At 60.7% G+C, this 15,124-nt stretch carries 11 protein-coding genes; 5 read left to right on the top strand and 6 right to left on the bottom strand.

The features are described 5' to 3' along the window. Window positions 1-62: 62 nt before the first annotated feature. Window positions 63-608: a DUF882 domain-containing protein gene (locus tag I6L35_RS11765; RefSeq protein ID WP_005338458.1), complete on the top strand. Its 546-nt coding sequence runs from the start codon at window positions 63-65 to the stop codon at window positions 606-608. Window positions 609-655: 47 nt separating this feature from the next. Further along, on the top strand, window positions 656-907 hold the full coding sequence (locus I6L35_RS11770) for a hypothetical protein (protein ID WP_005338457.1): 252 nt from the start codon (window positions 656-658) through the stop codon (window positions 905-907). An 85-nt stretch (window positions 908-992) separates the two neighbouring features. Here I6L35_RS11770 and I6L35_RS11775 read toward each other — a convergent pair whose 3' ends face one another. Continuing rightward, window positions 993-1,607, bottom strand: a complete 615-nt coding sequence (locus I6L35_RS11775) for a trimeric intracellular cation channel family protein (protein ID WP_005338456.1) — start codon at window positions 1,605-1,607, stop codon at window positions 993-995. A gap of 146 nt (window positions 1,608-1,753) precedes the next feature. After that, window positions 1,754-2,518, bottom strand: a complete 765-nt coding sequence (gene cysZ / locus I6L35_RS11780) for a sulfate transporter CysZ (protein ID WP_100654293.1) — start codon at window positions 2,516-2,518, stop codon at window positions 1,754-1,756. Between the two features lie 213 nt (window positions 2,519-2,731). On the opposite strand from cysZ, the gene I6L35_RS11785 reads away from it, so the two are divergent. From I6L35_RS11785 to ligA, 3 genes are all read left to right on the top strand, one after another. Then, a complete protein-coding gene (locus I6L35_RS11785) occupies window positions 2,732-6,106 on the top strand; it encodes an AAA family ATPase (RefSeq protein ID WP_216978244.1) in 3,375 nt (1,124 codons plus the stop codon). A 15-nt stretch (window positions 6,107-6,121) separates the two neighbouring features. Then, on the top strand, window positions 6,122-7,252 hold the full coding sequence (gene zipA / locus I6L35_RS11790; RefSeq protein WP_005347811.1) for a cell division protein ZipA: 1,131 nt from the start codon (window positions 6,122-6,124) through the stop codon (window positions 7,250-7,252). Window positions 7,253-7,351: 99 nt separating this feature from the next. Then, window positions 7,352-9,364 (top strand): NAD-dependent DNA ligase LigA, encoded by a 2,013-nt coding sequence (ligA, locus tag I6L35_RS11795; RefSeq protein WP_216978245.1) that lies wholly within the window; start codon window positions 7,352-7,354, stop codon window positions 9,362-9,364. Window positions 9,365-9,562: 198 nt separating this feature from the next. On the opposite strand, the gene ygjK is transcribed toward ligA, so the two are convergent. From ygjK to I6L35_RS11815, 4 genes are all read right to left on the bottom strand, one after another. Next, window positions 9,563-12,043 (bottom strand): alpha-glucosidase, encoded by a 2,481-nt coding sequence (gene ygjK, locus I6L35_RS11800; protein ID WP_216978246.1) that lies wholly within the window; start codon window positions 12,041-12,043, stop codon window positions 9,563-9,565. A 195-nt stretch (window positions 12,044-12,238) separates the two neighbouring features. Then, window positions 12,239-13,039 carry an AraC family transcriptional regulator gene (locus tag I6L35_RS11805; RefSeq protein ID WP_216978247.1) on the bottom strand — a complete coding sequence of 267 codons (801 nt, stop codon included), beginning with the start codon at window positions 13,037-13,039 and terminating at the stop codon, window positions 12,239-12,241. An 11-nt stretch (window positions 13,040-13,050) separates the two neighbouring features. Next, window positions 13,051-13,587: a YbhB/YbcL family Raf kinase inhibitor-like protein gene (locus tag I6L35_RS11810; RefSeq protein WP_043822362.1), complete on the bottom strand. Its 537-nt coding sequence runs from the start codon at window positions 13,585-13,587 to the stop codon at window positions 13,051-13,053. 197 nt (window positions 13,588-13,784) lie between these two features. Beyond that, window positions 13,785-15,041, bottom strand: a complete 1,257-nt coding sequence (locus tag I6L35_RS11815; RefSeq protein ID WP_005362191.1) for an adenylosuccinate synthetase — start codon at window positions 15,039-15,041, stop codon at window positions 13,785-13,787. Window positions 15,042-15,124: the final 83 nt, after the last annotated feature.

Below are 15,124 nucleotides of genomic sequence, written 5' to 3' on the forward strand. Positions count from 1 at the left end.
ACATTCAATCAGTGATCTTATTCAACTATTTTTCGCTTGAATCTGCGATGGACGAACCCCTTATGCTGGAACAAGAGATAAGTCGACGTCGCCTGTTGTTGGGAGCCGGTTGCCTGCTGGGCAGCTCGCTGATCTCCTTCCCTGCACTGGCCAGCCGCAGTACCACCGGGCGTGAACTCAGTTTCTTCAATCTCAATACCGGCGAGCGGGTGCGCGCCAGCTATTGGGAGAACGGCCACTATCTGAGCGACGGGTTGGCCGAGCTCAACCACATCTTCCGCGATTACCGGCGCAACGAAGTGTTCAACATCGACAAGAAGTTGTTTGATCAGCTGTTTCTGTTGCAGCACAAGCTGGGTCGGCGCAGTGAAATTCAGCTGATCTCCGGCTATCGCGCCCCGGCAACCAATCGTCAGAAGCGCCACAAGAGCCGCGGCGTGGCCAAGCACAGCTACCACACCCTTGGGCAGGCGGTGGATGTGCGGATCCCCGGCGTACAGCTGGCCCATCTGCGCAAGGCGGCGCTCCAGCTCAAGGTGGGTGGGGTCGGTTACTATCCCCGCGATAACTTCGTTCACCTCGATACCGGCCCGGTGCGCAGCTGGTAAAGGGGTTGGCAAGCTGCCAAGCTCTTCCCACCAGAGAGGAGATAGCGATGAAAAAGATAGTGATTGGCGGCCTGATCGCCCTGTTGCTGACCGGTTGCAGCAAGCTCAACCGTGAAAATTACGACCAGTTGAAGATGGGGATGAGTTACGCCGAGGCCAGCACCATTCTGGGCAAGGCGGAGCGTTGTGATGATGCCTTGGGCACCACCAGCTGCCTCTGGGGCGGGGAAGGGAAGAACATCAAGATCCGCTTTATCGCCGACAAGGCGACCTTCTTCAGCTCGGAAGGGATTAACTGAGTCGCAGACCGTCCATGAAAAAAGCGCCGCTCGGGCGCTTTTTTGTTGCTCGCAATCCAACCCGCCTCGCCAGAAGCTGGCGTACTCAGTGGGTCGCGTACTGGTAGTTGAAGGTGGGCAGACCCCACTTGAAGCGAACCGCCAGCAGCCGCAGTACAAAGCCGATCCCGATGGAACCGAACGCGGCCCAGTTGGTCGGCAAGCCCTGATCCAGCGCCAGACAGTAAAGCGCTGCGGTGATCAGCGAAATGGCTGCATAGAGCTCGCGACGAAATACCAGTGGAATGCGCTGACAGAGCAGATCCCGCAGCACCCCGCCAAAGACCCCGGTCACTACCGCCATGATGCAGGCAATACCGGCGCCGTGGCCCATATCCAGCGCCCGGGCTGCACCGAAGATGGAGAAGACCACCAGTCCCAGGGCATCAAGGGCCATGAACAGCTTGCCGAGGTAGCGCATCAGGGGGGCAGAGACCACACCCGCCATCGCAGCTGCCGCAACCAGCAGTACATATTCCGGATGTTCAATCCAGAGCAGCGGATAGTGGCCCAGCAGCACATCGCGGATGGTGCCACCACCGATGGCCGTCGCCGAGGCGATGATAACCACACCAAACAGATCCATCCGTCGCCGACCCGCGGCCAGCGCGCCGGTCATCCCTTCGGCCACCAGGCCCACCAAGAAGAGTGCATGTAACATGAGATATCCCAGGGAACGAGAAAGGCCAGAATCCTACCAACTCGTGTCATATGGGACAAGCTATCGAATGCATGCATTAATTTAATTCATGCTAAATACGAAAAAGGCACCGTTTCGGGTGCCTTTTTCTAATCAATGTTCAAGGGTTAGCGCCCCAACTGCTCCTGCCGGTAGTGATCGACCCACATGGCGGTGGCACCACAGATGGCGACTGGCATCACGAAGAGGTTCACCACCGGAATGGCGGAGAAGAGGGTCACCAAAGCGCCGAAGCTGAGGCACTTGCCACGGCGTTGCTTCAAGGCGTCACGCATGGTGATGAAGTCGATCTTGTGGTTGTCGAACGGATAATCCACATACTGGATCGCCATCATCCAGGCGCTGAACAGGAACCAGAGCACCGGCGCCAGGGTCTGGCCCACCACAGGGATCAGGAACAGGATCAGGCAGCCAATGGCCTTGGGAAGGTAATACTTCAGCTTGGTCCATTCGCGGCCGAAGGTGCGTGGCACATCCTTGACGATATCCAGCATGCCGCCGTCATTGGCGGGCTGGCCGGTGAGGATCTGCTCCACCTTCTCCGCCAGCAGGCCGTTGAAGGGGGCGGCTACCCAGTTGGCAACCGAGCTGAAGATAAAGGAGAAGACCACCAGTATGGTGATGAGCGCGATGGGCCACAGCAGGTAGTCCAGCCAGTCGAGCCAGGCGGGGATCTGCTGATGGAGCCAGGCGAACAGGCCGTCCAGTTGCAGCAGCAGGGCATAGAAGGCCCCGGCAAACAGCACGAAGTTGACCAGCAGGGGGATCAGCACAAAGGTGCGGATGCCCGGTTGGCGAATAAGGGAAAATCCGCGCAGGAAATAGTCTGCACCGCTGATTGAATCTTTGACCATATGGGGTGATTGGCTCATGTGAGCTCCATCTATGCATGGGAGAACTGCCAGCATATTACAAACAAGCCTTTGATTTGGTAAAGTCGCCGACTATTCCTTATTTCGTGCCGTGGCGACCAAAAATCGGGCATGAATGGGGATGATGCCTGCATATTACAAACAAAGCCGGGTCTGGATTTGGTAAAGTCACCTGCCCGCCTCCTCTTTATTTAGCCACTGATACAGGTCGCCATGCGTCTGAAACTGATCAAACTCGCCGGCTTCAAGTCGTTCGTCGAGCCGACCCGCATCGAACTGTCGGCAGACATGACCGCCGTGGTGGGCCCTAACGGCTGTGGCAAATCCAACGTCATCGACGCGGTGCGCTGGGTGCTGGGAGAGAGCTCCGCCCGCCATCTGCGCGGCGAGAACATGACCGATGTCATCTTCAACGGCTCCATCAATCGCAGTGCGCACGGGCGCGCCTCGGTCGAGCTGGTGTTCGACAATCCCCACAACCGGGTGCCCGGCGAGTTCGGTCGCTTTACCGAGATCTCGGTGCGCCGCGAAGTGCTGCGCGACGGCTCCAACCACTATCAGATCAACGGCCAGAAGTGCCGCCGCAAAGATGTGACCGACCTCTTCCTCGGCACCGGCCTTGGCCCCCGCAGCTATGCCATCATCGAGCAGGGCACTGTCAGCCGACTGGTGGAGTCACGTCCGGCCGATCTCAAGCTCTTTATGGAAGAGGCCGCCGGGGTTTCCCGCTACAAGGAGCGGCGCCGCGAGACCGAGCAGCGCATTCGCCACACTCAGGAGAACCTGGAGCGCCTCGGCGATATTCGCGGCGAGCTGGGTTCGCGCCTTGAGCACCTCAAAGCCCAGGCCGAAACCGCCGAACGCTACAAACAGCTCAAGAGTCGTTCGCGCGCCGCTCGCGCCGAGCTGATTGGCTCCGAGTTGTGGGCGCTGGAGACGCGCCTTGGCGAGGCCAAAACCGAACTGGCACATGCCGAGCAGGCGCTGGCGGCGCTCGATGCCAAGCGTACCGCCGATGAGGGGCGCCACGTCACCCTGTCGGTCGCCAGACAAGAGGCGCAAGCCGAGCAGGCGAGCCGTCAGCAACAGATTTTTCTCGGCGGGCAGGCCATCGCCCGTCTCGAACAGCAGCAACTGCACCAGAGTGAACTGGGGCGCGACTGGCAGGCCCGTGCAGAGGCGCTGGGCGAGCGGATTGCCACCCGCAAGGCGCAGCTGGCCAGCCAGCAGGATCAACTGACCGAAGGGGTATTGCGCGCTGAGCAGGAGAGCGCTCGGCTGGAGCAGTGTGAGCAGTTGCTTACCGAGCAGCAGGAGGCTCGCCAGCACGCCAGCGAGCAACTGGAACAAGCCCGCTTGCGCCAGCAGCAGTGGCAGCAACAGTTGGCCGGGGTGCAGGGGCAACTCAATCAGACCCGTACCCGGTTGGGTGGTTTGCAGGAGCTGCAAGCCAAGACCCGGCTGGCGCGCCTCAAGCTGGAAGATGAACGCGCTGGCCCCCTCGGCGCAGAGGCCGACGATCTGCAACCGGCCCTCGATGCCCTGAGTGGTGAGCTGGAGCTGACGCGGGCGGCCAATGACGAGCTGACCGAGCAGCTGGCGCAGGCTGTCCACACCCATGAACAACTCAAGCAGCAGCATGGCCAGCAGTTGAGCCTGCAGCGGGAGTTGGAGGCGCGGCTGGCGACGCTGGATCAGATCCTCGGCGAACAGATGGAGGGGGTGACTCTGGCCGACCGGTTGCAAGTTGCCCCCGAGTGGGCACAGGCGCTCGATAAGGTGCTGGGTCGCTGGCTCACCGCAACGCCAGCGGACGAGTGCAATCTGGCGCAAGAGGGACTCTGGATTGGCCCGGCACAACCGGCGGTTGCCGGTACGCTGGCGGCGCAACTGGGCGGCAAGCACATTCCCGCCTTCCTCAATGCCATCTGGCTGGTGGAGAGCCGGGAGGCCGCATTGGCCCGCCAGCCAAGCCTTGCGGCCGGTGAGTCGGTACTGACTCCTGCTGGCGACTGGCTGGGGCCAAACTGGGCCGATCTGGGGCTGGGCGCGGCGCTCGGCACCATGGCGCTGCTCGGTGAGCGTGAGCGGTTGCACACCGAGCTGGAGAAGGTTGCCGCGGGGCAGGCACAGCTGAGCGAGCAACTTGTGGCTGCCGATGCCCGGCGTGCCCAGCTTGCCAGTGCGCATGAGTTGTCGCAGCGAACCTTGCGCGAGCAAGAGCAGAAATGGCAACAACTGCGCGAAGCCTGGAGCCTGCAACAGGGTCAGCGGCAGGAGCGGTTGCAGCGGCTCGGTCAGCTCGGCGAAGAGCTGATCCGGCTTGATCAGGAGCAGGCCGAAGAGGCAGAGCGACTGGCCAGCGCCCGTGAACAACTGGAACTCGATGAGGCGCGCCTTGCCGAGTTGCAGGAGCAGGGGGAGCCGCTGACACAAGGGTTGCAGGTCGCGCAGGAGCAGCTGACCCGCTGCGAGCGGGCGGTCGATGAGGCGCGAGTGCGCCGCGAGCAGCAACAAGCGGCCTGCCAGCGTTTGCAACTGGAGTTGGGCAATCTGCGCCAACTCATTACCCTGGGTGAAGAGGAGCTGGCGAGGCTCGGGCTGGAGCTGGCCGGGCTGAAAGGGCCGGATAGCGAGGCAGTGCCGGATCTGGCGCCCCTGCTGGCCGAGCAGCGCAATCTGGAGGCGCAGCAGCTCGCCTGCCATCAACGGCTTGCGGAGCTGGAGCGCCAGCTGACCGAGCTGGAACAGGCCAGAAGAGCCGATCACAAGCAGCTTGTTACCTTGCAAGAGAAGCTGGCAACCCTGCGCCTTGAGCGTGAACGCAGCCTCACCCGTCGACAGGGGCTGCACGAGCAGTTCGAAGAGCTGGGGGTTCGACTGGTAGATCTCGATCAGGCGGTGCTGATCGCTGCAGATCGCAGCAAGCTGCGGCAGGAGATCCAGACCCTGGAGGGGCAAGTGGAGGCACTCGGCGCCATCAACCTGGCGGCGCTGGAGGAGTACGAAGAGGCGAAAACGCGAGCAACCTATCTTGAAAATCAGTGTCAGGATCTTGAGCAAGCGCTGGAAACCTTGAGCCAAGCCATTAAAAGAATTGATAAAGAGACACAAATACGGTTCCGGGACACTTTCGATAAGGTCAACGAAGATTTAAAATCCCTCTTTCCGAAAGTGTTCGGTGGGGGCAGTGCCTGGCTTGAGCTCACCTCCGATGATCTTTTGGAGGCCGGAGTGAGCATCATGGCGAGACCTCCGGGTAAGAAGAATGCTACCATTGCCCTGCTTTCCGGGGGGGAGAAGGCGTTAACCGCGCTTGCGCTGGTTTTTGCCATCTTCAGACTCAACCCAGCACCTTTTTGTCTGCTGGATGAGGTGGATGCACCGCTCGATGAAGTGAACGTCGGTCGCTTCTGTTCTCTTGTCAAAGAGATGTCGAGCACAGTACAGTTCGTTTACATCAGTCATAATAAGGTCTCCATGGAGATGGCTGAGCAGCTGGTTGGCGTCACGATGCAAGAGCCCGGGGTTTCGCGCATTGTGTCGGTCGATATCGGTGAAGCCGTCGCTTTGGCTGAGCAAAACTAGAAAGAGAAGCAGCTAATGCAGGAATTGCGTTACATCTTGGTTGCCCTGGGCGGTATTGCCATCGCGGCATTGCTCATTCACGGGTTGTGGAGCAACAGAAAGAATCGTCAGGCACCGATCAAAGAGAAACCCCTTGGCCGGATGGAATCCAAATCGCGAAACCGCGATGATGACGCCTTCGACAGCGATGGCATCGGTCAGGTGCGTGTAGTCAGCAGTGGCCGCCGTGCCGAGCCCAAGCTGCGCAGTGAAGAGAGCCTTCAGCCGGAGTTTGGTCGCCGTGCCGCCGTGCCCGCCTTTGACGATGAAGATGATGAGGATGAACTGCCACCGCCCGTCGTGCGCAAGCCTGCTGCCCGTCCGGTTCCGCCGCCTCCTGCCTATGAAGAAGAGGAACCGGGCTTTGATGAGCCGCTGCCTGACGTCATTGCGCAAGAGCCTGCCGCTCCGGTACGCAAACCGGCCCAGGTCAATCGCCGTACCCCGGTCTACCGTTCACGTCCCCAGCGCGAGCCAGTCATGCCTGTTCAGGATGACGAGCCGCTGATCGAGCCTGCTTATGCCACAGCGCCCACCTTTGGTGTGCGAAATGAGCCTGTGCGAGCCACTGAACCTGAAGTGAAGGCCCAGCCACGCCATGTGGAACCTGAACCTCTTTACGAAGAGCCCGTCTACGAGGCTCCCGTTGCAGAACCTCGCTCAGCTCCCCAGCCGGTAGAAAAAATCTGGCAGGATGTCTATGTCATCAACCTGATGGGCCGCCCGGGGCATGAGCTGCAAGGGGCGACTCTGCTCTCCTCCCTGATGGCGCTTGGCTTCAAATTTGGCGAGATGGATATCTTCCACCGTCACGAAGATGCCAATGGCAAGGGGGAAGTGCTCTTCTCCATGATCAACATGGTCAAGCCGGGCACCTTTAACCCGTACCGGATGGAGCAGTTCACCACGCCGGGTGTCTCCCTGTTCATGCAGCTGCCGCTGCGCAGCAACGCCGCGTTTGCCTTCGAGGATATGCTGCAGGCCGCCGATCAACTGGCCAGCGATCTCGATGCCATGCTGACCGATATGGAGCGCAGCCCGCTGAGTGACGAGACTATTGCCCGTTACCGGCATGAACTGGCTGCCTACGAGGCCAGCCGCGACTAATACGCCATGCGGGTCGAATAGATAAAAGTGCGGTACCCAGGTACCGCATTTTTGTTTCTACCCCGGGCCGGATTTTCAATCACACTTCGAGACTTTTTCATGAGCGATATTCTCTCCCGCCACCGTCAACTGTGTGAGCTGCTTACCGAATATGGTCATCAGTACTATGTGCTGGATAACCCGACCGTACCGGATGCTGAATACGACCGTTTGATGCGCGAACTGATCGCGCTGGAGGCCGACCATCCCGAGCTAAAAACTCCGGCTTCCCCGAGCGTGCGGGTCGGCGGTCAGCCGCTGACCGCCTTCAAACAGGTGCGCCACGAGATCCCCATGCTGAGTCTGGATAACGTCTTTAGCAGCGAAGAGTTGCTGGCGTTCGAACAACGGATGAGCGATCGCCTCAAGCGTGACGTGCGTTTCACCTTCTGCTGCGAGCCCAAGCTCGACGGTCTGGCGGTGAGCCTGCTCTATGTAAATGGTCAGCTGGTGCAGGCGGCCACCCGGGGCGATGGCGCCACTGGTGAGGAGATCACCGAGAACGTGCGCACCATCAAGGCCATTCCGCTCGCGCTGCGCGGCACTGGCTGGCCAGAGCGGCTCGAGGTGCGTGGCGAAGTCTTTATGCCCAAGGCCGGTTTTGAGGCGATGAACGCCAAGGCGCTGGCAGCGGGCGAGAAGGTGTTCGTCAACCCGCGCAACGCCGCCGCCGGCAGCCTGCGTCAACTCGATTCACGCATCACCGCCAGCCGTCCCCTGAGCTTTTACGCTTACGGTGTCGGTGTTGGCGGCGAGCTGCTCGGTGACTCTCACTTTGGTCGCCTCAATCAGCTCAAGGAGTGGGGGCTGCCGCTTAGTCCCGAGGTGAAACTCAAAGAGGGGGCTGCCGGTTGTCAGGCGTTCCACGACGACATTCTGGCCCGCCGTGGCGAGCTGCCTTACGAGATCGACGGCGTGGTCTACAAGGTGGATGCCATCGCTCTGCAAGAGGAGCTGGGCTTTGTGGCCCGCGCCCCGCGCTGGGCGACCGCCCACAAGTTCCCGGCGCAGGAGGAGATGACTCTGCTTGAGAACGTCGAGTTTCAGGTTGGCCGTACCGGCGCCGTGACGCCGGTGGCCAAGCTCAAGCCGGTGTTTGTCGGCGGCGTCACCGTCTCCAACGCCACTTTACACAACGCCGACGAGATCGAGCGCCTTGGCGTCATGGTCGGCGATACCGTGATCGTGCGCCGGGCAGGGGACGTGATCCCGCAGATCGTCGCAGTGGTGGAGGCGCAGCGCCCAAGCGACGCCCGTGCGATCCTCTTCCCGACCGAGTGTCCGGTCTGTGGCTCTGCGGTGGAGCGGCTGGAAGGAGAGGCGGTTGCCCGCTGCTCCGGCGGCCTGTTCTGCGAGGCGCAGCGCAAGGAGGCGATCAAGCACTTCGCCGCCCGTCGTGCCATGGATGTGGACGGCCTTGGCGACAAGATTGTCGAACAGCTGGTGGACAAGGGGCTGGTGAAGACCCCCGCCGATCTGTTCAGCCTCAACGCCATCCAGCTGGCAGGTCTTGAGCGGATGGGGCAAAAATCGGCCCTCAATCTGGTAGCCGCCATCGATGCGGCGCGTAGCACCACCCTGCCGCGTTTCCTGTTTGCCCTTGGGATCCGCGAAGTAGGGGAGGCGACTGCGCTCAACCTTGCCAATCACTTCCTCACCCTGGATGCCCTGCGCGCGGCCTCGGTGGAGCAACTGCTCGAAGTGGCCGATGTGGGTGATGTGGTGGCCAAGCATGTCTACTACTTCCTGCGTCAGCCCCACAACGTGGAGGTGCTGGAAGCCTTGCTGGCTGCCGGCATCCACTGGCCGGCCATCGAGAAGAAAGAGGCCGCGGAGCAACCCTTTGCCGGCAAGACCTTCGTGCTGACCGGCACCCTGACCACCTTGTCGCGCAACGACGCCAAGGCGGCATTGCAGGCGCTGGGGGCCAAGGTGGCGGGCTCTGTATCTGCCAAGACCGATGTGCTGGTCGCGGGGGAAGCGGCCGGTTCCAAGCTGGCCAAGGCACAGGAGCTCGGTATCACCATCTGGAGCGAAGAGGAGCTGCAACAGGCGTTGCAAGGCCAGAGCTGAGTTCGTCTCTCTGATAAAAAAACAACCCGGCATTCGTGCCGGGTTGTTTTTTATTCCCCCGCTATCACCATTTTTTGCGGGGGAGCAGCAAGCGCCTGAGCAATATTTCCCGAGTGCTCAGTTTGCTCAATCAGTATGGCAACACTCTACAAGGCCACCTGATGCATCAAGCCGAAGGGGGGCATCCTCTCTCGAGGCTTATTCCTGTGGCTTGAGGAAGTTGCGATAGAGCATATAGAGGTGGGCCGAGCTCCAGCTGAAGTTGCTGGCCCCCTGCATGGCGCCGGTCTCCGGATTGTAGTTTTCGCGGATGGGGCCGCTGCCCGCCAAGCCCTCAGCGTTGTTGAACAGCTTGTTGACCAGAGCCTCGGCATCGCTGCGGTAGCCGTAGTTTTCGAGCCCCTTCACCCCGAAGTAGAACTGATCGAGCCATACCCGGCCGCGCCAGTAGATATTGGGGTCGTAGGCCGGGTTGGTCAGCGCGGCTGTGCCCAGCGGGATCTTTGTGTTGAACTCCTGGGCGTTGAGCATCACCTCGCGCACCCGTGCCGCTTTCTCCTTGTCGGCGACTTCTGCCCAGAGCGGGCTCCACCCTTCCGGGCCACGGCCGCGGGCTGTCAGCAATTTGCCGACGCAGCCGTTGCCGTCAGCAACATCCCCCTGAGCAATCTGGCGATCGTAATAGAAGCCTGATGCCTCATCGAACATGCAGCTGTTGATGTAACCAGCCAGCTGGGTCGCGCCATCGCGGTAGCGGCTCGCGTCGTCCGGCTTGTCAAGCAGGTCGGCCATGTCTGCCAGAATGCGTTTCTCCTTGGCCAGGAAGGCGTTGAGCTCCACTGACTCCTGATCGATGGAGAAGCCGATCAAATCGCCATTGTCCTGATGGTTTTCAAAGAAGGCGACGTTCCAGTCCTGACGTGCCTTGGCCAAATCTCCGCCATAGGTCTTGTCGGCATAGCGTTGCAGCTGGCCCGGTTCGATAAAGCCGAAGCGGGCGGCGTTGTCCATGCCTGACTCCCAACCGGCGCCGTGCTGGGCACCGATATCCATGTCGCTGTACCCGCCCACGTTCAACACCTGTTGATAGAGCGGCATACCGGCGCAGGCATACCAGCCATCCCCCTCACTGGTACAGCTGGAGAGATCCAGCCCGGCGGGAATACCGTTGGAGTACTGCACTTTGAAGGTGATATTGCCGTACTCGTCGTTGTGCTCCACATGCTTGGTGGCGCCATATTCGATGATGCCGTTGCGGTTGTTGTCCCGCGCGCGGTACCACCAGTCGTGGTAGGCCTGCAGCTTGGGATACATCTCGGCGATAAAGGCCTTGTCCTTGGTGGCGCTGTAGATTTCCCAGATGGCCCAGGCGGAGAGGGGCGGCTTGGTGTCGCGCTCGTTCCAGTTGCCGCCATCGCCACCGCGATCCGCCAGCTTGTTGTAGAAGACGGCGTCGATCACCATGCCCGCATCCTGTGGTCGCACCGGATCATCCGGCTGTACCTGATAGTCATACATGGCGCGCACGTTGTTCTTGGCCACCTCCGGGTTGAAGTGTGCCATGGCATAGGCGTGCTTCCAGCTATCCCAGGCCCAGACGCCGTCGAACCAGCGTGCGGTATTGGAGGGGGTTACCCCGTCGTGGAGGATGGCGCCAGCCGGGGAGCGCCAGTTGCCGTTGAGGGTCTCCATCGCCTTGACGGCGATGCGACGCTCCGACTCGGGGATCCCCTGATTGGAGAGACCGTTGGCAAGGTAGCCCTCCCAGCGGCGGATGGAGTCGGCAAAATAGCTGGCCGGGTCGGCCAGCAGGGCCTGACGGCTCTGCTGATGGCGGCTGGCGTCATCTGCGGAGTGGAGATAGCTCTGCAGGGTGTAGATATCCTCGCTCCCCTTGGCGGCCAGGGTAATGCTGGCGTCACTTTGGTATCCCAGTGTCTTCTGGTCGAGGGTGGTGCGACTTGGCAGGGTGCGGTCGATGCGATAGCGGGCGCTGCCGCTCTGCATGATGTTCCAGGTGCTGCGCAGTTTGCCGAACTGGAATTCGATTCCTTTGTCGCTCTCGCTGATGGTGCGAGTCCAGCCTGGATATTTGCTGGCAATCGTATCCTTGGCATCCCATTGATTGAGCAACTCGCCCTGCCAGTTGAGGTTGAGGGTGAGCGGTGCATCGGTCTGATTGATGAGTCGGGTGCGGATAAGGGCGGTGCGGGCATCGCCATAACGCAGCTCCAGCTCCAGCGTAAAGGGCTCGAACTCGAAGCGTTGCACCAGCGCACCGGGAATGGCGTACACCTCCTGCTTGCGGGCGCTGGTGAGCGGGAACGGGCGGCCGCTCGCATCGCTCAGGGTGAGCTTGTCCAGCTCGCTGGCAAAGAAGAGGCTGTACTCCTCGGAGATGACCATGGGGCCGGTAAAGCCCCCCCACTCCTTGTCGCTGGCAGGCAGCAGGAAACCGTGCCATGCCCCCAGATCGAGCAGCGGGTTGTATTTGAGGTTGGAGTAGCTGTCAAAGTCGCGGAATTGGGTCGGTGTTCCCCGACGGTCGATCACGTCCTTGTACTGGATGGCCTGCTCCGGTTTGGCGACTGTGCTGCTCTCTGTCTGGTTATCGTTGCAGGCGGTCAGTCCGAACAGGGCGGTGCCGAGGGCTACCGAGAGTAAAGTTTTACGAAACATTTCTCGCTCCAATTCCGTTTATGTAGGTTAAAAGGAAGATTTTTTACGCTTATTTTTAGTGAAAAGGTGTTCGGTAGCCATTGTATGGCAAGGGGAAAGGGAGCGTTGGCGCGAGATCACACTCTGAAGAGGCGGCAATGTGAGCGGGATCACCGGGTTACATCAGGTTACATAGAATGGTCTTTAAGTAATATTTTACTTTTCGTTGCTCGCCAATCTGGCAGGGCAGGTGTGCAGGTATTGGTGGGGTGTCAGGCCGAACTCCTGTTTGAAGCGGGCGGCAAAACGGCTGGGGGAGTCATAACCGCAGGCGAGGGCGACCTCCAGCGGGGTCAGGCCCTGTTGCAACAGATTGAGGGCGTGACTCATGCGCACCTGAGCCAGCAACTGGCGAAAGCTGCGACCTTCGGCGGTCAGCTTGCGCACCATGGAGGCGCGGCTCATGGAGAAGTGGGGGGCCACTGCCTCCAGGGTGTGGTCGATGCCGGGTTCCACCGCCAGGTAGCGGGCCAGCCGCTCTGCGAGGGTCATGGTGCTGGCGGGAAAGAGCAATCCGAGGGCGTTGGCGGCCCGCAGCTCGGCATAGAAACCGCGCAGCAGTTCGGCCTGGGTCGCCTCGCTCAGTCCCCGTTCGGCCATGGTGCTGATGAGTTCAAAGCAGAAGGCGAGCCCGGGGGTGACCTTGACGGCGGGTTCCTCCAGGTCGGCGTGGGAAGAGGCTGACTCGGCCAGCCATTCTGGTGGCGGCGGAGTGAGCAGCGTGATGGCGTGGGAGCGAAACTTGCCCTGCTCCGGCTGATTGACGAAGGTGAGCTGGTGGCCTGCCGGGATCAGCAGCCAGCGCTCCCTGTCAAACGACAGACGCCGCTCGCGCCACCACAGTTGTTTGCTCCCCTGGGTGACCCAGATGAGGGTTGGGGCATAGATGAGCACCCGGTGCAGGGGCTGCTGGCGGATCCCGAGATAGTGGCTCTGTTGCAGCAGGGAAGTGCTCATCCGGTTGGCTCCTAGGGGGTGACGAAGGTGGCGGTCAGGGTGGCTTTGCCGAGCGCCATGCTGTTGAGCATGTAGCCTATCATAGCGGGCGGGGTATCAGCCTTTACCTCGAGATCATGGGGCAGGGCCCAGGCGGTGAACTGATAGCGGTGCATGCCGTGACCAGCGGGCGGGCAGGGGCCGCCGTAACCCTGGCTGCCAAAGTCGGTGCGGATCTCCAATCCCTGCTTGAGCTTGCCGGAGGCATTGCTGGCCAGCTCGCTCTGGGTGGCAGGCAGGTTAACCACCAGCCAGTGCCACCAACCGCTGCCGGTGGGGGCATCTGGGTCATAGGCGGTGATGGCAACACTCTTGGTGCCTGCCGGCAGATCCTGCCAACTCAGCTGGGGCGAGTGGTTGTCGCCGCTGCAGCCAAAGCCGTTGAAGCTGAACTGTTTGGCCATCAGCTGGCCTTCGTGAATATCCGTGCTCTTCAGGGTCATGGCAAAGGCTGGCATGGCCGTCAGGCAGAGCAGTGGCAACAGGGCACTCTGTTTGAGCAATTTCATCGGGTGACTCCTCGTGTGGTAACGGGTTCACTTTAGCGAGAGCAGGGCAAAATAATATTGCAGAACGGCTCAATGTGAGGTCGATTGGTGAGTTAATTGAGCCTTTGGGTGGTTTTTATGGCGATAAGGTAAATAGCAGCCATAAAAAAACCGGCATCAGGGATGCCGGTTTTTTGTTTGACGATAAGAGGTGCGGCTTAGCGCAGGATCATCTCGTCACGGCCCGGGCCGACGGAAACCATCGGAACCGGTACGCCGAGCAGCTCTTCGATACGCAGCACGTACTGCTGGGCCGCTTTGGGCAGCTCTTCGAAGGTGCGGCAGCCGGTGATGTCTTCGCTCCAGCTTTCCATCTGCTCGTAAACCGGCTTCAGGGCAGCGGTTTGCGGCCAAATCGGGTTCTCGGTGTGGGCACCTTCGTAGGCCACGCAGATCTTCAGATCCGGCAGACCGGTCAGGCAGTCCAGCTTGGTCAGAGCCACTTCGGTGGCGGCTTGCAGCTCGACACCGTTCTTGGTGGCGACGGCGTCGAAGTAACCGACATCACGGGGACGGCCAGTGGTAGCGCCGAACTCATTGGTGATCTTGCGGAACTCGTCCTGGTTCTCCATGGCGGTCAGCAGGGTGCCGGTACCGACAGAGGAGCTGAATGCCTTGGCCACAGCGATGACGCGCTCCGGACGCAGACCCGGCAGACCGCCACCGATACCGGCGTAGGCGCCAGATACGTGGGAGGAGGTCACCCAGGGGTATTCGCCGTAGATCAGGTCACGGCCAGCGCCCAGCTGGGCTTCGAACAGCAGGGTCTTGCCTTCAGCCTGCAGCGCTTTGAGCGGCATGCTGACGTTGCACACTGCGTCGATCCAGGGTGCAGAGACTTCCAGCAGCCAGTCGGCCATCTCCTGGGCAGTCTGGGTGAATTCGAAGGAGGGGTAGATAGCCTTCATCTGCGGCAGTTTCCAGTCCAGCATGAACTGGATGCGCTCGACCAGCACGTCCGGCTGTTTCAGCCAGCCAACCAGGATTGCTTTCTTCATCACGCGATCGCCGTAGGCAGGGGCGATGCCCTGACGGGTGGAGCCATAGGCGCCGTCACCCAGACGTTGCTCTTCCAGGGTATCTTCCAGTGCGTGCAGCGGCAGGCAGAGAGTTGCGCGGTCAGAGATGGCCAGCTTCGGAGTCACGCCGGAGGCTTTGACTTCCTCGAGCTCGACGGTCAGTTTCTCGGGGCTGATCACCATGCCCGGGCCGAGGACAACCAGGCAATCCGGGTTGAATACGCCACTCGGAACCTGGTGCAGCTTGAAGGTGCCAAGGTCGTTGACCACGGTGTGGCCAGCGTTGTTGCCGCCCTGGAAGCGAATGCTGGCGCCAGCTTGACCTGCCAGATAATCCACGATGCGGCCTTTGCCTTCATCACCCCAGTTAGCACCTACGACTACGATAGACGACATGACTCTTTCTCCTAAGACGTTAGGCGTCCATCCTAGGAGCCTGATGCGGATTAGAAAAATTAATTATCTTTATAATTCCGATA

Origin of the sequence: Aeromonas sp. FDAARGOS 1405 (genome assembly GCF_019048265.1) — a bacterium.
In the GTDB taxonomy this organism is placed as follows: domain Bacteria; phylum Pseudomonadota; class Gammaproteobacteria; order Enterobacterales; family Aeromonadaceae; genus Aeromonas; species Aeromonas veronii_A.

Coding starts and splice junctions, on each gene's coding strand:
- I6L35_RS11765 (WP_005338458.1), top strand. CDS start 63: ATGCTGGAACAAGAGATAAGTCGACGTCGCCTGTTGTTGGGAGCCGGT.
- I6L35_RS11770 (WP_005338457.1), top strand. CDS start 656: ATGAAAAAGATAGTGATTGGCGGCCTGATCGCCCTGTTGCTGACCGGT.
- I6L35_RS11775 (WP_005338456.1), bottom strand. CDS start 1,607: ATGTTACATGCACTCTTCTTGGTGGGCCTGGTGGCCGAAGGGATGACC.
- cysZ (WP_100654293.1), bottom strand. CDS start 2,518: ATGAGCCAATCACCCCATATGGTCAAAGATTCAATCAGCGGTGCAGAC.
- I6L35_RS11785 (WP_216978244.1), top strand. CDS start 2,732: ATGCGTCTGAAACTGATCAAACTCGCCGGCTTCAAGTCGTTCGTCGAG.
- zipA (WP_005347811.1), top strand. CDS start 6,122: ATGCAGGAATTGCGTTACATCTTGGTTGCCCTGGGCGGTATTGCCATC.
- ligA (WP_216978245.1), top strand. CDS start 7,352: ATGAGCGATATTCTCTCCCGCCACCGTCAACTGTGTGAGCTGCTTACC.
- ygjK (WP_216978246.1), bottom strand. CDS start 12,043: ATGTTTCGTAAAACTTTACTCTCGGTAGCCCTCGGCACCGCCCTGTTC.
- I6L35_RS11805 (WP_216978247.1), bottom strand. CDS start 13,039: ATGAGCACTTCCCTGCTGCAACAGAGCCACTATCTCGGGATCCGCCAG.
- I6L35_RS11810 (WP_043822362.1), bottom strand. CDS start 13,587: ATGAAATTGCTCAAACAGAGTGCCCTGTTGCCACTGCTCTGCCTGACG.
- I6L35_RS11815 (WP_005362191.1), bottom strand. CDS start 15,041: ATGTCGTCTATCGTAGTCGTAGGTGCTAACTGGGGTGATGAAGGCAAA.